At 68.8% G+C, this 17982-nt stretch carries 16 protein-coding genes; 9 read left to right on the top strand and 7 right to left on the bottom strand.

Annotation, left to right across the window (positions count from 1 at the left end; all coding sequences use genetic code 11):
* Positions 1-39: 39 nt before the first annotated feature.
* Positions 40-918 carry a PHP domain-containing protein gene (locus tag ABIE24_RS07195; protein WP_354498210.1) on the bottom strand — a complete coding sequence of 293 codons (879 nt, stop codon included), beginning with the start codon at positions 916-918 and terminating at the stop codon, positions 40-42.
* A 78-nt stretch (positions 919-996) separates the two neighbouring features.
* Here ABIE24_RS07195 and ABIE24_RS07190 point away from each other — a divergent pair, with 78 nt between their 5' ends.
* Both ABIE24_RS07190 and ABIE24_RS07185 read left to right on the top strand, forming a co-directional pair.
* Positions 997-2019, top strand: coding sequence for an endonuclease/exonuclease/phosphatase family protein (locus ABIE24_RS07190; RefSeq protein WP_354498208.1), 1023 nt, complete (start codon positions 997-999; stop codon positions 2017-2019).
* Between the two features lie 45 nt (positions 2020-2064).
* Positions 2065-3510, top strand: a complete 1446-nt coding sequence (locus tag ABIE24_RS07185; RefSeq protein ID WP_354498206.1) for an aminopeptidase P family protein — start codon at positions 2065-2067, stop codon at positions 3508-3510.
* A 29-nt stretch (positions 3511-3539) separates the two neighbouring features.
* Here ABIE24_RS07185 and ABIE24_RS07180 read toward each other — a convergent pair whose 3' ends face one another.
* Positions 3540-4040, bottom strand: a complete 501-nt coding sequence (locus ABIE24_RS07180) for a YflT domain-containing protein (protein WP_354498204.1) — start codon at positions 4038-4040, stop codon at positions 3540-3542.
* Between the two features lie 87 nt (positions 4041-4127).
* Here ABIE24_RS07180 and ABIE24_RS07175 point away from each other — a divergent pair, with 87 nt between their 5' ends.
* From ABIE24_RS07175 to ABIE24_RS07160, 4 genes are read left to right on the top strand one after another with little or no spacing between them, the layout of a single operon-like run.
* Positions 4128-5414 carry a magnesium transporter MgtE N-terminal domain-containing protein gene (locus tag ABIE24_RS07175; RefSeq protein ID WP_354498202.1) on the top strand — a complete coding sequence of 429 codons (1287 nt, stop codon included), beginning with the start codon at positions 4128-4130 and terminating at the stop codon, positions 5412-5414.
* A 52-nt stretch (positions 5415-5466) separates the two neighbouring features.
* Positions 5467-5919 (top strand): DUF1003 domain-containing protein, encoded by a 453-nt coding sequence (locus tag ABIE24_RS07170; RefSeq protein WP_354498865.1) that lies wholly within the window; start codon positions 5467-5469, stop codon positions 5917-5919.
* Positions 5906-7060 (top strand): Mrp/NBP35 family ATP-binding protein, encoded by a 1155-nt coding sequence (locus tag ABIE24_RS07165; RefSeq protein ID WP_354498200.1) that lies wholly within the window; start codon positions 5906-5908, stop codon positions 7058-7060. Before ABIE24_RS07170 ends, ABIE24_RS07165 begins: the two co-directional genes overlap by 14 nt.
* A gap of 2 nt (positions 7061-7062) precedes the next feature.
* Entirely contained in the window at positions 7063-7932 is an 870-nt protein-coding gene (locus tag ABIE24_RS07160) for a hypothetical protein (RefSeq protein ID WP_354498198.1), read from the top strand.
* A 204-nt stretch (positions 7933-8136) separates the two neighbouring features.
* Here ABIE24_RS07160 and ABIE24_RS07155 read toward each other — a convergent pair whose 3' ends face one another.
* The gene (locus tag ABIE24_RS07155) at positions 8137-8574 is read right to left on the bottom strand and encodes a twin-arginine translocase TatA/TatE family subunit (RefSeq protein ID WP_354498196.1); all 438 of its coding nucleotides are present in this window, start codon (positions 8572-8574) and stop codon (positions 8137-8139) included.
* Positions 8575-8658: 84 nt separating this feature from the next.
* Here ABIE24_RS07155 and ABIE24_RS07150 point away from each other — a divergent pair, with 84 nt between their 5' ends.
* Positions 8659-9288: an O-methyltransferase gene (locus ABIE24_RS07150; protein WP_354498194.1), complete on the top strand. Its 630-nt coding sequence runs from the start codon at positions 8659-8661 to the stop codon at positions 9286-9288.
* Positions 9289-9388: 100 nt separating this feature from the next.
* Here the strand turns inward: ABIE24_RS07150 and ABIE24_RS07145 are convergent, their stop codons facing one another.
* The 3 genes from ABIE24_RS07145 to dapE all read right to left on the bottom strand — a co-directional run bounded on the left by ABIE24_RS07145 (position 9389) and on the right by dapE (position 11976).
* Positions 9389-9562 carry a DUF3117 domain-containing protein gene (locus ABIE24_RS07145; RefSeq protein ID WP_090712530.1) on the bottom strand — a complete coding sequence of 58 codons (174 nt, stop codon included), beginning with the start codon at positions 9560-9562 and terminating at the stop codon, positions 9389-9391.
* A 94-nt stretch (positions 9563-9656) separates the two neighbouring features.
* Positions 9657-10886: a putative hexosyltransferase gene (locus tag ABIE24_RS07140; protein WP_354498192.1), complete on the bottom strand. Its 1230-nt coding sequence runs from the start codon at positions 10884-10886 to the stop codon at positions 9657-9659.
* Positions 10873-11976 carry a succinyl-diaminopimelate desuccinylase gene (dapE, locus tag ABIE24_RS07135; RefSeq protein ID WP_354498190.1) on the bottom strand — a complete coding sequence of 368 codons (1104 nt, stop codon included), beginning with the start codon at positions 11974-11976 and terminating at the stop codon, positions 10873-10875. Before dapE ends, ABIE24_RS07140 begins: the two co-directional genes overlap by 14 nt.
* A gap of 74 nt (positions 11977-12050) precedes the next feature.
* Here dapE and dapD point away from each other — a divergent pair, with 74 nt between their 5' ends.
* Both dapD and ABIE24_RS07125 read left to right on the top strand, forming a co-directional pair.
* Complete coding sequence (gene dapD, locus ABIE24_RS07130; RefSeq protein WP_354498189.1) at positions 12051-13016, top strand: 2,3,4,5-tetrahydropyridine-2,6-dicarboxylate N-succinyltransferase; 966 nt, start codon at positions 12051-12053, stop codon at positions 13014-13016.
* A gap of 33 nt (positions 13017-13049) precedes the next feature.
* Complete coding sequence (locus ABIE24_RS07125) at positions 13050-15596, top strand: penicillin acylase family protein (RefSeq protein WP_354498187.1); 2547 nt, start codon at positions 13050-13052, stop codon at positions 15594-15596.
* A 939-nt stretch (positions 15597-16535) separates the two neighbouring features.
* Here the strand turns inward: ABIE24_RS07125 and ABIE24_RS07120 are convergent.
* Positions 16536-17843, bottom strand: a complete 1308-nt coding sequence (locus ABIE24_RS07120) for a citrate synthase (RefSeq protein WP_354498185.1) — start codon at positions 17841-17843, stop codon at positions 16536-16538.
* Positions 17844-17982: the final 139 nt, after the last annotated feature.

The following is a 17982-nucleotide window of genomic DNA, read 5'->3' as shown; positions in this document are numbered from 1 at the left end:
CTCCGCCCACGAACAACCCTCTCGGACCGATCGCCTCTGCTAGAGCCCGACCGGGTACACCGGCTGCGACCCCGTCGCGGCATCGATGATCGCCTGCACGACGGCATCCGGGGTCGTGTTCTCGCCCAACTGGTTGGGCTTTCCCGCGCCGTGGTAGTCGCTCGACCCGGTCAGGACCAGCCCGAACTTGTCGGCCAGTTCGCGCAGCCGCACCTTGCCGGCTTCGCTGTTCTCGCGGTGATCGATCTCGAGTCCGAACAGGCCAGCATCGACCAGCTCACGGAGGTGCTTCTCGTCGATCATGGCGTCGAGGCCGCGGGTGGCGGGATGCGCGATCACCGGCACTCCCCCGGCCGCACGCACGAGGCGCACGGCCTTGAGCGGATCGGGCGCGTAGTGCGGCAGGTAATACCCGGTGCGCGGGTGCAGGATGCCGGCGAACGCCTCGCTGCGGGTGGGCACGTGCCCACGGGCGACGAGGGCGTCGGCGATGTGGGGGCGGCCGACGGTCGCTCCCGGTGTGGTCTGGGCGACGACGTCATCCCAGCTGAGGCTGTAGTCGGCGGCGATCCGCTGAACGATCGACTCGGCCCGGCGCAACCGTGCCTCCCGGATCCGGGCCGTCTCCGTGTTCAGGTCTCCGTTGTCCGGGTCGAAGAGGTACGCCAGCAGATGCACGCTCTGGAAGCCCTGCCTCGCACTGAATTCCATTCCGGGAATCAATGTGATGCCGACCTCGGCGCTGGTGACGGATGCCTCGTGCCAGCCGGCTGTCGAATCGTGATCGGTGAGGGCGACGACCCCGAGCCCCGCCGCGGCCGCCTGGCGCACCACCCTCGACGGCGATTCGGTGCCATCGGAGACACGGGAGTGCGTGTGGAGGTCCGCGGGCCCGGCGAACAAGGGACTGGCTGGCATCCTCACAGTGTATGGCTCGCGCCGCGCCTGCCGCCTTCCGGGCGACTCCCAGCGCTCTGTCGATAGTGTTGCTGCACCATGCTCAAAGTCCTCGGCGCACTCGTCACCCTCGGAATCGCCGTCGTTCTCCTCGTCGTCTCCGTTCCCCAGCTGTTCGGCCTGCAGACCGCATGGATCATCGCGCAGGTCACCTCGATGCGGTCACTGGCGATCGTCGCCGCGATCTTCGCGGCCATCGCCTTCGCGCTGCTGGCGGGTGTGCGCCCGCTGCGGGCGTTCGCCGGCACCGTTGTGGTGCTGTTGCTGCTCTTCGTCGTCGGCAACACCGCCATCGTCGTTTCGCGGGGTCTGGGCGACACCTCCTTCGCCGCCGCGACGCCCGACACCATCACGGTTCTCAGCTGGAACACCTTGGGCGACGCTCCCGGCGCGGACGCCGTCGTGAAACTCGCCGTCGAGTCCGGCGCCGACGTGATCTCTCTGCCGGAGACCACGCAGGATACCGGCATCGACATCGCCGAGAGCATGCGCGCGGCGGGGCGCCCGATGTGGGTGCTCACCGAATGGTTCGACCAGATCTCCCCCGCCCGCTCGACGACCGTCCTCGTCAGCCCCGACCTCGGCGACTACGTGAAGGTCACCAGCAACGAGGAGCGCGACGACAACACGGCCGTTCTGCCCACGGTCATCGTGCAGCCGGTCGACGGTGACGGCCCCACGATCGTCGCGGCCCACGCCGTCGCGCCGATCGCCGGCCAGATGGAGAACTGGCGGAGCGACCTCGCCTGGCTCGCGGATCAGTGCCACACCGGCAACGTGATCATGGCCGGTGACTTCAACGCCACGCTCGACAACATGGCCGGGCTCGGCACCTCCGCCGGCGCGACACTGGGCGCCTGCGTCGACGCGGGAAAGGCCTCGGGCAACGGTGCGGTCGGAACCTGGCCCACGCGCATCCCTTCGTTGATCGGATCGCCGATCGACCACGTCATGGCAACCCCGGACTGGACGACCACCGGGATGCGTGTCGTCACCGAAGCGGACGGCACCGGGAGCGACCACCGCCCCATTCTCGTGCAGCTGACGCGGACGGCCCCGTAGAGCGGCCGCCCGCCACAAATCCCGATCAGTGGGACAATGGCTGTCATGCAGACTGCCAGGAACACCCCCACCACTACGATCACCGGCGTGGCGCCGGCGAGCGACGAGACCACCAGCGAAGAACCCCGCGGCACCTCGAATCGGTCGACCACCCCGGCCTCGACGCAGTTCCAGGACTTCATCGGCTCGAACTGGGCCGACCGGGTCGACGCACTCCCTGCTCCCCGCGAACAGGCCCGTTACGCGGCCGAGCGCCGCGCCCGCGTGTCCGCGGCATTCCCCGGCAAGCGCATCGTGATTCCGGCCGGCTCGCTCAAGCAGCGCTCCAACGACACCGACTACCCGTTCCGCGCACATTCAGCGTTCTCGCACCTCACCGGCTGGGGCTCGGACTCGGAACCGGACGCGGTGCTCGTGCTCGACCCCACCGACGACGGCCACGACGCGACGCTCCACTTCCGCGAGCGAGCGGACCGCACCTCGAACGAGTTCTACGCGAACCCGGCCATCGGCGAGTTCTGGATCGGCGCGCGCCCGTCACTGGCCCAGGTCGCTGCGGACCTCGCCCTGGCCACCGGCCACATCGACGCATTCGACCCGACGGATGCCGACCTCACCGTCGATCAGGACGACGACCTGACAACGTTCGTCTCCGAATTGCGACTGGTCAAGGACGACTTCGAGATCGCCCAGCTCCGTCTCGCCGTGGATGCCACGGCCCGCGGCTTCGATGACGTCATCGCCGACTTTCCCCGGATCACCGCGCACGAGCGCGGCGAGCGCGCCGTCGAGGGCGTGTTCTACACCCGGGCGAGGCTCGACGGCAACGCCGTCGGATACGACACCATCGCGGCGTCAGGCCCCCACGCCTGCATCCTGCACTGGACCCGCAACGACGGGCCGGTGAACCCCGGAGACCTCATGCTGCTCGACGCCGGCGTCGAGGTCGACAGCCTGTACACGGCAGACATCACGAGGACCCTGCCGGCGAACGGCCGCTTCACCGACGTGCAGCGTGCCGTCTACGAAGCCGTCCGCGAGGCGGCCGATGCTGCCTTCTCCATCGTGCGTCCCGGCATCGTCTTCCGTGACGTGCACGCCGAGGCGATGAAGGTCATCGCGAAGCACACGGCAGCCTGGGGACTTCTCCCGGTGGATGCCGAGGAGTCGCTCAAGCCGGACAACCAGTTCCACCGCCGGTACATGGTGCACGGCACGAGCCACCACCTCGGGCTCGACGTCCACGACTGCGCGGCAGCCCGGCGCGACCTGTATCACGACGGCGAGGTGAAGGTCGGGATGGTGTTCACCATCGAACCTGGACTCTACTTCCAGCCGGACGACCTGACCGTGCCCGAGGAATTCCGCGGGATCGGCGTGCGCATCGAGGACGACATCCTCGTCACCGAGACCGGTGCCGAGAACCTCTCAGCAGGCATCCCCCGCACGGCCGACGACGTCGAGGCGTGGATCGCCCGTCTGGCCGGCTGACCCTGGAGGTCAGCGGCGGCTTCGGCGGGTCAGAGCTGCTGCTCTGACCCGTTGAGCACATTCCGGGCCCGGTTCGCGAGTTCGGCGGAGACCGTCACGGCGTAACTCGTCGCGATCACCTGCATGACCGAGGTGAAGTCGCGCCGCCTGCGGTTCACGGCATACGAGACGATGGTGAACATCATGCCGAAAGCAGCGCCGATGAGCACGGCGGCGCCGACGAAGACGAGGTCGGATGCCGGGTTGACGATGACGAGGAGCAGCCCGAAGAACAGGCCGAGCCAGGCGCCGCTCAGGGCACCCGCGCCCGCCGCGCGGCCGTAGCTCAGCTTGCCGGTGACGCGTTCGACGCTCTTGAGCCCGTCGCCCACGATCGAGACCTGCTTGACCGGGAAATCCGCCTGGGCGAGCTTGTCGACGGCGCGCTGCGCTTCGCTGTAGGTCTCGAAGCTGGCGACGGTCTCGCCACGCGGGATGACGGTGTCGAGGGGCGTGCGGGACATGCCGCGCCGCGGCTGTTGGTTGCTCACCCCTTCATTCTCGCATCCGCCCCGCAGAATCGCCTGAGACACGGGGCCCCATCCCCGCCACCCACCCGGGCGCACTAAGTTAGAGGGGTGAGTGGCACGAGAGTTTTCGTCGCCCGGTTGGCCGGGTGCACCGTTTTCGACCCCGCGGGCGACCGTGTGGGCAAGGTGCGCGACGTCCTGGTGGTGTATCGCAAGAACGATCCCCCGCGCGTCGTCGGACTCATCGTCGAGATCCCCGGAAAACGGCGCGTCTTCGTGTCGATTGGGCGGGTGACCTCGATCGCATCCGGGCAGATCATCACCACCGGCCTGATCAACGTGCGCCGCTTCGAGCAGCGGGGTGGTGAGGTCCGTGTGATCGCCGAACTCCTCGGCCGCAAGGTGCTCTTCGTCGACGGCTCAGGTGAGGCCACCATCGAAGACGTCGCCATCGAAGAGGTCGGCCCGGGCGCGTGGGCCGTGAGCCAGTACTTCGTCCGCCGCCCGAAGGCGTCGTCGAGCCCGTTCGCGAAGGGCACCACGACCTTCGCCACCTGGCGCGAGATCCGCGAGAAGCAGACCGGCAGCGAAGCCCAGTCCGCCGAGCAGCTCATCGCGACCTACTCCGACCTCAAGCCCGCCGACCTCGCGAACACCCTGCTCGACCTTCCCGAGGACCGCATGATCGAGGTCGCGGAGGAACTCCCCGACGATCGCCTCGCCGACGCCCTCGAGGAGATGCCCGAGTCCGACCAGGTGCACATCCTCACCGAACTCGGTGACGAACGCGCCGCAGACGTCCTCGACCACATGCAGCCGGACGACGCCGCCGACCTCATCGCCCAGTTGCCGGCGGAGCGCGGTGAGCGGCTGCTCCAGCTGATGGAACCGGAAGAGGCGGACGATGTTCGGATGCTGCTCGCATTCGCCCCGGACACCGCCGGCGGCCTGATGACGACGGAGCCGGTGATCCTCTCCGCCGATTCCACGGTCGCGGAAGCACTCGCGCTGATCCGCCGCCCGGAGCTTCCGCCCGCACTCGGCGCCGCGGTCTGTATCACCCTGCCGCCGTATGAACCGCCGACCGGGCGCTACCTCGGCATCGTGCACTTCCAGCGGATGCTGCGCTACCCGCCCCACGAACGGCTCGGCACGATCATGGACCAGAGCCTCGACCCGGTCACCGCGAAGGCATCCGCCGCTGAAGTGTCCAGGATCCTCGCCAGCTACGACCTGGTCTCCGTGCCTGTCGTCGACGACAACCACCGGCTCGTCGGGGTGGTGACGATTGACGATGTCCTCGATTACCTGTTGCCCGAAGACTGGCGAAGTCAGAACGACGACGACGCCGTAGCACCACCGAGACCACAGGGAAGGAGGCCAGCCCGTGCCTAAGATTCGCAGGAACGAGGTTCGCCTCGACGCCCCGAAGGGCCTCCGCACGTCGATGCTTCCTGGTCGCAATCGTGAGTCCAGCGACCGCTTCGGCCGCTTCACCGAATGGGTCGCGCGCAAGATGGGAACCCCGACGTTCCTCGCCGGCCTCACCCTGTTCTGCCTCGCCTGGATCGCGTACAACACCTGGGGCCCCGAGGAGTTCCGCTTCGACTCGGCCGCGCTCGGCTTCACCGCGCTCACCCTCATCCTGTCGCTGCAGGCGTCGTACGCCGCCCCGCTCATCCTCCTCGCCCAGAACCGGCAGGACGACCGCGACCGCGTGCAGATCGAGCAGGACCGGCAGCGCTCCGAACGCAACCTCAATGACACCGAATACCTGGCCCGCGAGGTCGTCGCCCTGCGCCTGGCCATGAAGGATATGGCATCGAAGGATTTCATCCGCCAGGAACTCCGCGGGCTGCTGGAGGAGCTCGAGAAAGACAAGGACGATGTCCAGCGCTGATCTCGAAGCCCGCGTCACCGCGGCCCTCGGCCGGGTGATCGACCCGGAGATCCGCAAACCGATCACCGAACTGGGCATGGTCGCCGGGGTGTCCGTCGACGACGCCGGCGCGGCATCCGTCGCCATCTCCCTCACCATCGTCGGCTGCCCCGCGGCGACCGCGATCGAGCGTGACGTGACGGCGGCCGTCGCCGGGGTACCCGGGATCACCTCGACGAGCATCGCCGTCGGTGTGATGACCCCCGACGAACGCCGCGCGCTCACCGAGCGCCTCCGCGGCGCGAAGGCGGCCCGGGCGATGCCGTTCGGCCCGGACTCGCTCACCCGGGTGATCGCCGTCACCAGCGGCAAGGGCGGCGTCGGCAAATCGACGCTGACCGCCAACCTCGCCGTCGAACTCGCGTCGAGGGGCCTCGCCGTCGGAATCGTCGATGCTGACGTGCACGGCTTCTCGATCCCCGGGCTGCTCGGACTGACGGATGCCGCGGCTGCGGCAGGCGCGATCACTCGCCCCACGCAGGTGGGTGACCTCATCCTCCCGCCGATCGCCTATGGCGTGAAAGTGATCTCGATCGGCATGTTCGTCGAGCCGGGGGCCGGCTCGGCCGTGGCGTGGCGCGGGCCGATGCTGCACCGCACGATCACCCAGTTCCTCACCGACGTCTACTTCGGCGATCTCGATGTGCTTCTGCTCGACCTGCCGCCCGGCACCGGCGACGTCGCCATCTCGGTCGGCCAGACGCTCCCCCACGCCGACGTGATCGTCGTCACCACGCCGCAGCCCGCCGCGGCGGATGTCGCCGAACGCAGCGGCATCGTCGCCCGCCAGACCGGCCAGCGGGTGATCGGCGTGGTCGAGAACATGGCCGGGCTCGTGCAGCAGGACGGCACAGTCCTTGCGCTCTTCGGGGCAGGTGGCGGCGCTGAGGTCGCGAGACGGCTCAGCGCTGTGGACGAGGTGCCCCTGCTCGCATCGGTTCCGATCAGCGTGCCGCTGCGCGCGGGCGGCGACTCCGGGGTTCCTGCGGTGCTCAGCGACCCGCTCGACCCCGCGAGCGTCGCCATCCGGGGGGTCGCCGACCGGATCGTCGCCACCGGCCGCGGCCTCGCCGGCCGCAAACTGGGCCTCGCACCGGTGTAGTCATGCGCGGTCGGTCGGTCCTTCGTCTCGGTGCACTCCTCTGCTGCGCCGTGATGGGCTCCTCCGTCACCGGCTGTGCCGACGCCGCGCCTGCCGCACTGCCCGACGGTGTCGCGGTCGACGTTCTGCAGGGCCGCACCGACTACACCAGCGGCACCCTCGTCATCCGCGTCATCAACGAGTCAGACGCTGATCTCGAGCTCAGCCGCGCCAGCCTCTCCTGGCCGGGGTTCTCCGGCCCCGCCGTCTGGGAACGCGGGACGACCGTCCGAGCGGGCACCACCGTCGACCTTCGGGCACCGGTGCCTGAGGTGGAGTGCGGCGGCGCCAGGACGACGAAGCCGACCGCCGACCTGACCTTCCTCGACGACGGCCGCACCGGTACGGTGACCGTCCCCGTCAGCGACCCGCTGTCAACGCTCGAGCGGCTGCACGAAGCGGGGTGCATCACCGCCGGGGTCGACCGGCTGGCCACTCTCTCGGTCAGCCCCCCGGTGGTCGAGGGGACCGGACGCGGGGCCGTCGCCGTGCTCGGCCTCACGCTCGTTCCGACGGGCGCGGACGGTCGGCTCGAGGTCAGCGCCGTCTCGTCCACTCCCCTGCTTCACCCGGACCCGGCGCGGTACCCGACCACCGAGTCCTGGCCGCTCGGCCTGGCCGTCGATGCGGCATCCGGCCCGGTCGTCACCGAACTCCGGATCGTGCCGGCCCGCTGCGACGCCCATGCGATCGCCGAGGACAAGGTCGGGACGGTCCTCGACTTAGCCGTCCGCCTGCCGGACGGCACCACCGGCGACTACCGCTTCATCCAGCCGGACGACATCCGTGAGGCGCTGCTCACCTACGTCCGCACCACGTGTGGCCTGGGCTGAGCGTCGACGTACGGCGAGACCATGGTGTGGTGGGCGGTGCCGCGTCGGCGCCCAGAGCGTGCTCCGCGCGCACAACTCCGCCAATCCGAGCCCTTCGCGGCCACGAACCGGCTCCGGGCCGGCGACCCGCACGCCCGCCCCTACATTCGTGGGCGGAGTTGTGCGCAGAACGAGCCGCCGCTCGAAGGGCGGTCCCTGGAAGGGTCAGGTCGATTCAGGGTCGAACGGCGGCGGATCGACGGGTTCCCCCGCCGCGAGCCGCCGGCCGCGATCGACCGCTCCCGCGGTGACGAACGGCGATGAAGCGGCACCGGGAACGGCCGCGACCGCTGCCGCACCCGCCGGGACGGCTGCCGGTGGCTTGATCACGGGCTCAGGCTCCGGGGAATCGTCGAGGAGGGCCTCACGGATGATCCGGCGCGGGTCGTACTGCCGCGGGTCGAGTTTCTTCCAGTCGACGTCGTCGAATTCCGGACCCATCTCGTCACGCATCCGGTCCTTCGCGCCCCGGGCCATGTCACGCAGCGACCGGATCAGCTGGGCGAACTTGGCCGCGTATTCGGGCAGGCGTTCCGGCCCGAGCAGAAAGACAGCGATCACCCCGATGATGAGCAGCTTCTCGAAGGTCAGGCCAAAGAACACAAGTTCAGACTATCGCGACGCGCCTTGCAATTCCCCGAACATTCCGCCGGTACTGTTGTGCCAACCACCATCGGGAGCGAAGAAGTGTCAGAACAAGATTCGAACTGGAAGTACGCCGACTACATCGTCACCGAATCTGAGGCGATCGCGAAAGCACGGGCGCAGTCGCTCGAGCTTGGCATCGAACCCCTCTCGCCGGCCATGGGCGCGCAGGTCGCGGTGATCGCCGCAGCCACGAACGCCGTGAACATCGTCGAGATCGGCACGGGAGCCGGGGTGTCCGGCCTGTGGCTCCTGCACTCGTCGACCCGATCCGTCCTGACCTCGATCGACTCCGAGGTCGAGCACCTCGGCTACGCCCGTCAGGCTTTCACCGACGCGCGCATCGCGGCCAACCGAATCCGGCTGATCACCGGCAAGGCTCTCGACGTCCTTCCCCGCATGAACGAGAACTCGTACGACGTGGTCTACGTCGACGGCGACCCGGCCCAGGTGATCGAGAACGTCGAGCACGGCCTGCGTCTCGCCCGCGCCGGGGGCACGGTCCTCGTTCCCCACGCGCTGTGGCGCGGCCGGGTCGCCGATCCGGCCCAGCGTGACGACGTCACGAGTGCCTTCCGCACGCTCGTGCAGGAGATCGCCTCATCCCGTGCCGTGGTCAGCGCACTGTCGCCTGTCGGGGACGGGCTGCTGCAGATCACCAAGCTGGACTGAGACCTCAGGCCCCCGCGCTCAGATCCGGGGGCCTTAACGACAAAAGACGCGGATGCGTGGTCAGGTGACCACCGGCATCCGCGTCTCGTCGCTTGGAGAACTAGCTCGGGGAAACGACCCCGGCCAGCGCATCGTGGAGTTCTTTGGCTTCAGCATCGTTCACGGAGACGACGAGTCGACCGCCGCCTTCGAGTGGAACCCGCACGATGATCAGCCGACCCTCCTTCACGGCCTCCATTGGCCCATCCCCAGTCCTCGGCTTCATCGCTGCCATTCGGCTCCCCTTTCGTTGCTTAGAACTCTATTATCGGCCATGCAGGGCAGACAGGCGAAATCGGCCGTCTTCCGGTCCCGTATTGGGGGCACGGTTACGGCGGCGTCCAGTCGTATCCGTCGACCCGCCAGGCGATGAGGATCCAGCCGACCTGCGCCGCGATACTGACCACCACCACCGCCACGCGATAGACGATCGAGCGCGGCTGGGCGATCACCCCGGCCAGCGGAAAGACGGGCACGAGCAGGCGGAACGTGCTCGACTGCGGAAAGAACACGGCGAAGAGGTAGAGCAGGTAACTCGCCACCCACAGCCTGAGATCCACCCCCAGCCGTTTCGCCGGGGGCGACAGGAGCAGCGCGATGGTGCCTGCGACGAGCACGAGCACGCCGACCGCGCCCCACCAGAACCCCGCGGGAAGACCGAGGCCGTTCTGTGCCCACCAGTCGAGCCCCTGGAACCAGCCGGCGAACGGCACGAGGTGGCTGTACCCGATGTAACCCGCGCGCCACGCCAGTTCGGTGTCGGTGTACGCGGTGAGCTGCCCGGTCACTGCCCACGCGATCAGCGGCCAGCCCAGTCCGAAGATTCCGCTCGCCACAGCGGTGACGGATGCCGCGACCATCTCGTTGGGCGGGAACGGGTCGCGCCGGCGGGTCCACCAGCGGTGCAGCACGTGCAGCAGCATGAACAGCGCGAACGCGAGGCCGCTCGGCCGGGTGAACGAGGCGAGGGCGATCACCGGGAGCACCAGCCAGTAGCGCCGGCGCATCACGAGGTACAGTGCGACGGCGAGGAGCAGCAGGTGCATCGATTCGGCGTAGGCGACCTGGAGGATGGGCGAGAGCGGTGACACCGAAAAGCAGACGACCGCGAACATGGCCGTGCTCGGCGCGAGCACCAGGCGGAACAGTTTCGCCACGACAACGGCAGAAGCGAAGCCACATGCGATCGAGACGGCCGCCGCCGCGGGCGCCCAGGGCAGACCGGTGAGCAGCATGAGGGCCCGGACGACACCCGGGTACACCGGCATGAACGCCCATGCGTTCTCGGCGACGTGGCCGCCGTCGGTTCGCGGCAGCACGACCGGGTAGCCGGATTCCGCGATGATGCGGTACCAGTGGCCGTCCCAGATCGCCGCGAAGTCCGCATAGCTCGGGCTCGGCCCGGTCCAGGCGTTCGCCGGCTGCCCGGCAGCGACGACGAGCAGGATGCCGGTGGTCACCGCACGCGCGGCCCCGAAGACGAGAAGCGCCTGGCCCCACCACGGGATTCGCAGCCACAGGTCGAGGACCGACCTGGTCCGGAGGTCAGTCCCGCTCACCGGTCAGCCAGGTGCGGAGCGCTGCCTCACAGCTTGTGATCTCGTCCAGCGCGACCCGTTCGTCATCGGCATGGGCCTTGAGCGGGTCGCCCGGACCGTAGTTGACGGCGGGGATGCCGAGGGCGGAGAACCGGGCGACGTCGGTCCAGCCGTACTTGGGCAGCGCACGACCGCCGACCGCGGTGAGGAACTCCTGCGCGATCGGTGCGTCCAGTCCCGGCCGGGCGCCGTCGGCGGCATCCGTCACCGTGACGACGTAACCGGAGAACAGGTCGCGGACCTCGGCTTCGGCCTGGGCGGCGCTGCGGTTCGGCGCGAACCGGTAGTTCACCGTGACTGTGCAGGCGTCGGGGATGACGTTGCCGGCGATCCCGCCGGAAATGGCGACGGCGTTGAGGCCTTCACGGTAGACGAGGCCCTCGACCTCGATCGCGCGAGCCTCGTAACCGGCGAGGATGTCGAGGATCGGAGCCGCCTTGTGGATGGCGTTCTCGCCGACCCAGCTGCGGGCGGAATGCGCGCGAAGTCCGGTGGTGGTGATGTCGACGCGGAGGGTGCCGTTGCAGCCGCCCTCGATGTCGCCGCGGGTCGGCTCGCCGAGGATGGCGAAGTCGCCGGCGAAGAGATCGGGCCGGCGTTCGGCCAGCAGCTTGAGGCCGTTGACGTCGCTCGACACCTCTTCGTTGTCGTACCACATCCAGGTCACGTCGAGGGCGGGAGCGGCGATCTCGGCCGCGAGCTTGAGCTGGACGGCGACGCCGGCCTTCATGTCGACGGTGCCTCGTCCCCAGAGGTAGTCCCGGCCGTCGACGGTCTCGAAGCGGGTGGGGAGGTTGCCGTTCAGCGGCACGGTGTCGATGTGCCCGGCGATGACGACCCGCTGGTCCCTGCCCTGCATCGTCCGTGCCACGATCGTGTTGCCCTCCCGGACGACGTCGAGGTGGGAGTGCGGCGCCAGCGCGCGCTCGATGGCATCCGCCAGGGTGGCCTCGTTGCCGGACACCGATTCGATGTCGCAGATCGCCTGGGTGAGTTCCACCGACCCGGCGGAGAGGTCAAGGAGAGGGGCGTCGAGGAGCTGATCCGGCATGGTTTCAGTCTATGGGCGGGCGGACGAGCGGCCGGGCGCCGCCCGGGGCATGCCGCATTCGCTAGCCTTGAGGCATGACCAGCGCTACCGAGAACCCAGTCCTGCCAACCCATGCCTGGGGCTACGGCCTCGCCACGGTGAGTACGAACGGGATCGTGCTCGACACCTGGTACCCGGAACCCCGTCTCGGGACGCTCCCCTCGGGCCGGGAGCGGTGGATCGCACCGGCGGAGATCGAGGCCCTCGCCACCCCCGATGAGCGCCGCAACGTGCGGGTCGACATCGTCACCGTCGAGATCGACCTGCGCGAGCAGGCGAAGGACACCCCGGATGCCTACCTGCGGCTGCACCTGTTGAGCCACCTCCTCGTCCAGCCCAACTCGATCAATCTGGACGGGATCTTCTCGCACCTGCCCATCGTGGTCTGGACCAACGCCGGCCCCGTCGACCCCGGCGACTTCGACCGGCTGCGCCCCGCCCTCTCCCGCCAGGGAATCCATGCCACCGGCATCGACAAGTTTCCGCGCCTGCTCGACTACGTCACACCCGACAAGGTGCGGATCGCCGACGCCTCGCGGGTCCGGCTCGGCGCCCACCTCGCACCGGGAACGACGGTCATGCACGAAGGATTCGTGAACTTCAACGCCGGGACCCTCGGCGCGTCCATGGTTGAGGGGCGCATCTCGCAGGGTGTCGTGGTCGGCGACGGCTCCGACATCGGCGGCGGCGCTTCGATCATGGGAACCCTTTCCGGCGGCGGGACCCAGCGGGTGACGATCGGGGCCCGGGCCCTCCTCGGCGCGAACTCCGGCATCGGTATCTCCATCGGCGACGACAGTGTCGTCGAGGCCGGTCTCTACGTCACGGCGGGCACCAAGGTCCTCGTCCTGGACGGGACCAGCGAGCCCCGCAGCGTGAAGGCGGTCGAATTGTCCGGTGTTCCGAACATCCTGTTCCGACGGAACTCCCTGACTGGAGCCGTAGAAGTCCTGCCCCGCACCGGTGCGGGCATCCAGCTCAACCAGGCGCTTCACGCCTGATCCGTTCCCTCTACCTCTTCACAAAGGAGTGATGTGGTTCGAACCTCAAGCCGTGGCCGGCGATCGCGGCCCTTCACCGTCTTTCTCAGCATCGCGGCGGTCTTCGTCGTGATCGGTCTCGTCGGCGGCGGCCTCGGCATCTGGACTGTGCAGCGTTCCTTTCCCCAGCTCTCCGGCGAGCTCTCGGTGCCCGGGCTCGACGCGGAGGTCACCGTCTCCCGCGACGAGGCCGGCATCCCGATGATCGAGGCCGACAGCGCCCACGACCTGTTCCAGGCTCAGGGGTTCGTGCACGCCCAGGACCGGTTCTGGGAGATGGACTTTCGCCGTCACGTCACCAGCGGCCGGCTTTCCGAGCTGTTCGGCGAGTCACAGGTCGGCACCGACACCTTCGTCAGGACCCTCGGCTGGCGGGTGGTGGCCGAAGAAGAGGTGAAACTCCTCGACGAGCAGACCCTCGGCTGGTACCAGGCCTATGCCGATGGGGTGAACGCATACCTCGATTCGCGGAGCGGGGCCGACCTGTCGCTGGAGTACGCGGTTCTCGGCCTGCAGAACCCGGGCTACGAACCGGAGAAGTGGACCCCGGCCGATTCGGTGGCGTGGCTGAAGGCGATGGCATGGGACCTCCGCTCGAACCTCGAGGACGAGATCGACCGCGCCCTCCTGGCGACGGAGCTGTCGCCTGAGCAAGTGGCCCAGGTCTTTCCTCCGTACCCGTACGCCGACAATCCGACGATTGTTCCGGCGGACGTCGGGACGCCCGCCCCGGCATCCGTCGGGTCCGCGACACCGCTCGCTCCCCTCGGCGAAGACACCGTCGGCTCCCTGCTCGAGCTCAAGGACGTCCTCAAGAACATGCCGGTGCTGCTCGGCAGGGCGGGTCCCGACATCGGCTCGAACTCGTGGGTGGTCTCTGGTCAGCACACCGCGTCGGGCAAACCGCTCCTCGCCAACGACCCGCACCTCGGCCCCTCCCTTCCGTCCGTCTGGTACCAGATGGGGCTTCGCTGCTCCACCGTGTCGCCCGAGTGCCCGTTTGCGGTGGCCGGCTTCAGCTTCTCGGGCATGCCCGGCATCATCATCGGCCACAACGAGAGGATTGCGTGGGGATTCACCAACCTCGGGCCCGATGTCGCCGACCTGTATCTCGAGAAGGTGACGGAGGACCGGGTCGAACTCGACGGGGTCGTGCAGCCGCTCGTGATCCGCGACGAGGTCGTGAAGGTTGCCGGAGGCGACGATGTGCCGATCCGGATCCGGTCCACCTCGCGCGGCCCGATCGTCACCGGGATCAGTGACGAGTTCGGCAGCATCGCCGCGACGTATCCCGCCGCCGCGGGGCATCCCGAGGGCAGGTACGAGCTGTCGCTGCAGTGGACGGCGCTCGTTCCCGGCCGCACACCCGGCGCGATCTTCGCCGTCAACCGGGCGACCGACTGGGCGAGCTTCAGGCAGGGCGCCACCCTGTTCGACGTGCCGTCGCAGAACCTCGTCTACGCCGACGTCGACGGCAACATCGGCTACCAGGCCCCCGGGCTCATCCCGAACCGCCTCAGCGGCGACGGGACCGTTCCCCAGCCGGGCTGGTCGTCGACGGTCGGCTGGGCGGGCTACGTGCCCTTCGATGCGCTCCCGTCGATGTTCAATCCGCCGTCCGGCTACATCGTCACCGCCAACAACGCGATCGCCCCGAACGGCGCCACTCCTCTCATCACCAAGGACTGGGACTCCGGCTACCGCGCCGAACGCATCGACGAGCTGATCGCGGAGTCCATCGCGGCGGGAGGCGGGCTCACCGCCGACGACATGAGCGACATCCAGGCAGACAATGCCAACGCTTTCGCCGAGCGCATGGCTCCCTACCTGACCGCGCTGGCGCCGTCGGGCAACGCCCGCCTCGGCAAACAGCTTCTCGAGGGCTGGGACTTCGCCGACGACGCGGGAAGCGCACAGTCGGCGTACTTCAACGTGTTCTGGCGGAACCTCCTCGAGAACAGCTTCGCCCCGAAACTGCCGGATGCTACGCCGCCTGCAGGAGGGTCGCAGTGGTTCCAGGTGGTCGGCGACCTGCTCGAACAGCCGGACTCCGGCTGGTGGGCAAGCCCCGACGAGAACGTGGTCACGAGGGATGATGCCATCACGCTGGCGCTCAGCGAGGCCTGGACCGAAACCGAGCGGCTGATGGGCGACAACCCGGACGACTGGACCTGGGGCGAACTGCACACCCTCACCCTCCGCAACGGCAGCTTCGGAGAATCGGGCATCGCGCCGATCGAGATGCTCTTCAACCGCGGCCCGTACGAGCTTGCCGGCGGATCCTCCATCGTCAACGCGGTCGGCTGGTACGCCCCCGACGGGTATGCCGTCGACTGGGTTCCGTCGATGCGCCAGGTGGTCGACCTCGCCGACCTCGACTCCTCCACCTGGATCAACCTCACGGGTGCGTCGGGCCACGCCTACCACGCCAACTACGTCGACCAGGCGCCGTTGTGGCAGGCGCACGAGACCCGCGCGTGGCCGTTCACCCCGGATGCCGTGAGAAAGGCCGCGCGGGACACGCTGACGCTCGTCCCGTAGCGGCGCCGCGCGGCATCCGCTGTGGTGCGTCGTGGCGTCTGCCCCGGCACCTCCCCGCGTCCCCCGCGTTTCCCCGCGCGGGTCGATTCGCGCCGCGCGGGCCCAACTGCACCCGCACCCCGCAAAGACACCCGCGCCGCCGCGCGGGAGTGCCCAGGTAGCCGCGTGTCAGCCCAGGGAGGGGCTCAAGTCGCAGACCGTCGGCGCAGACAACGCTCGCGCGTCCGCCGCAGCCCCGCCCGCGGCATCCCGCCTTCGATGCGCCCGCGCGGGTCGATTCGCGCCGCGCGGGCCCAACTGCTCCCGCACCCCGCAAAGACACCCGCGCCGCCGCGCGGGAGTGCCCAGGTAGCCGCGTGTCAGCCCAGGGAGGGGCTCAAGTCGCAGACCGTCGGCGCAGACAACGCTCGCTCGTCCGGCAAAGCCCCGCCCGCGGCATCCCGCCTTCGATGCGCCCGCGCGGGTCGATTCGCGGCGCGCCGGCGCAACTGCACCCGCGCCCCGCAAAGACACCCGCGCCGTCGCGCAGCCAGGGCGAAGAAACACCTGGGCCTCCGCCCACCGAGCGCTCCGCGACCCGACCCTTAACGCAGAAGAACATACGCGTCCCGCAGGGACCAGCCCGCGGCATCCTGCATCCGCCACCCCTCCGGCGCGGGTCGATTCGCGGCGCGCCGGCGCAACTGCACCCGCGGCACGCAAAAACACCCGCGCCCCCCGCCGGGGAGGGCCCAGGTGGCCGCATGTCAGCCCGGGGAGGGGCTCAAGTCGCAGACCGTACGCTCGCGTGCGTGCCCGCCCTGCCAGCCCAGCCCGCAGCATCCCGGCTTCGATGCGGGCCAGCGCGGGTCGATTCGCGGCGCGCCGGCGTAACTGCACCCGCGCCACGCAAAAAAGCCCGCGCACCCGCCAGAGGACAGGTGCGCGGGCGTTTTGGGCTCAGCGCTGCGGCAGTCCGCGTTCGACGGCGCCGGTGTACAACTGCTGGGGGCGGCCGATCTTGGTCTGTGGGTCCTCGTTCATCTCGCGCCAGTGCGCGACCCAGCCTGGGAGCCGCCCGATCGCGAACAGGACGGTGAACATGCGGGTCGGGAACCCCATCGCCTTATAGATCACGCCGGTGTAGAAGTCGACGTTCGGGTACAGGCGGCGTTCCTTGAAATAGTCGTCCTCGAGCGCGATCTGCTCGAGTTCTTTCGCGAGGTCGAGCAGCAGGTCGCTGATGCCGAGCTGGGCGAGCACCTGGTCGGCGCTCTCCTTGACGATCTTCGCGCGCGGGTCGTAGTTCTTGTAAACGCGGTGCCCGAAGCCCATGAGCTTCACGCCTTCTTCTTTGTTCTTCACCCGGTCGACGAAGCGCTGGACGCCTTCGCCCGAATCCCGGATCCGGCCGAGCATCTCGAGCACTGCCTCGTTGGCTCCGCCGTGCAGCGGGCCGGACAGCGCGTTGATGCCTGCGGAGATCGAGGCGTACAGGTTCGCGCCGGTCGAGCCGACGAGCCGCACGGTCGATGTCGACGCGTTCTGTTCGTGGTCGGCGTGGAGGATGAGCAGCTGCTCGAGGGCCGTGGACAGCACCGGGTCGATCTCGTACGGCTCGGCCATGTTGCCGAAGTTGAGCCGCAGGAAGTTGTCGACGAAGCTGAGGCTGTTGTCCGGGTAGAGGAACGCCTGGCCGAGGGCCTTCTTGTGCGCATAGGCGGCGATGACCGGCAGCTTCGCCAGCAGGCGGATGGTCGTCAGTTCGACCTGCTCGGGGTCGGTCGGGTCGGCCGCGCTCTCGTAGTAGGTCGACAGCGCCGAGAGTGCGCTGGAGATGACGGCCATCGGGTGCGCCGTGTGCGGCAGCGCCGAGAAGAAGTGCTTGAGGTCTTCGTGGAGCAGGGTGTGGCGTCGGATCTTCTCGTCGAACTCACCGAGCTGGTCGGCGGTCGGCAGCTCGCCGTGGATGAGTAGCCACGCCACCTCGAGGTAGCTGGACTTCTGAGCGAGCTGCTCGATCGGGTAGCCGCGGTACCGCAGGATTCCGGCATCCCCGTCGATATAGGTGATGTCCGACTTCGTCGCAGCGGTGTTCACGAAACCGTAGTCGAGGGCGGTCAGTCCGGTCTGCCGGGTCAGCGTCGAAACGTCGAGGCTTGAGGCCCCCTGGCTGGAACCCAGGATGGGGAACTCGGCGGTACCTCCGGGGTACGTCAGGGTCGCTCTATGGTTTCCTGCGCGGAAGTCCTGCTCGACGTCGCCCACGGCGCCTCCTTGTGGTGAGATGTGTGTTCGGTGGACCAGACGCGAAAGCCGCTGGTGGGAGTGCACGGTCCGGATACAGCCTAATCGGCTCCGAGGCCTACTGTTGCCACCGTCAACGACGGTGACGCCGCGTTGTAAC

The sequence above is a fragment of the Mycetocola sp. 2940 genome (genome assembly GCF_040548835.1).
GTDB lineage: Bacteria > Actinomycetota > Actinomycetes > Actinomycetales > Microbacteriaceae > Mycetocola_A.
Note: the sequence above shows the minus strand (reverse complement) of the source record. Positions and strands in the feature narration are given on the sequence as shown.

Bases quoted from the DNA above. Each gene is read 5' to 3' on its own strand.
- dapE (WP_354498190.1), bottom strand. From the start codon at position 11,976: ATGCCGGATCAGCTCCTCGACGCCCCTCTCCTTGACCTCTCCGCCGGG.
- ABIE24_RS07145 (WP_090712530.1), bottom strand. From the start codon at position 9,562: ATGGCAGCGATGAAGCCGAGGACTGGGGATGGGCCAATGGAGGCCGTG.
- ABIE24_RS07185 (WP_354498206.1), top strand. From the start codon at position 2,065: ATGCAGACTGCCAGGAACACCCCCACCACTACGATCACCGGCGTGGCG.
- ABIE24_RS07165 (WP_354498200.1), top strand. From the start codon at position 5,906: ATGTCCAGCGCTGATCTCGAAGCCCGCGTCACCGCGGCCCTCGGCCGG.
- ABIE24_RS07190 (WP_354498208.1), top strand. From the start codon at position 997: ATGCTCAAAGTCCTCGGCGCACTCGTCACCCTCGGAATCGCCGTCGTT.
- dapD (WP_354498189.1), top strand. From the start codon at position 12,051: ATGACCAGCGCTACCGAGAACCCAGTCCTGCCAACCCATGCCTGGGGC.
- ABIE24_RS07195 (WP_354498210.1), bottom strand. From the start codon at position 918: ATGCCAGCCAGTCCCTTGTTCGCCGGGCCCGCGGACCTCCACACGCAC.
- ABIE24_RS07170 (WP_354498865.1), top strand. From the start codon at position 5,467: ATGCTTCCTGGTCGCAATCGTGAGTCCAGCGACCGCTTCGGCCGCTTC.
- ABIE24_RS07160 (WP_354498198.1), top strand. From the start codon at position 7,063: ATGCGCGGTCGGTCGGTCCTTCGTCTCGGTGCACTCCTCTGCTGCGCC.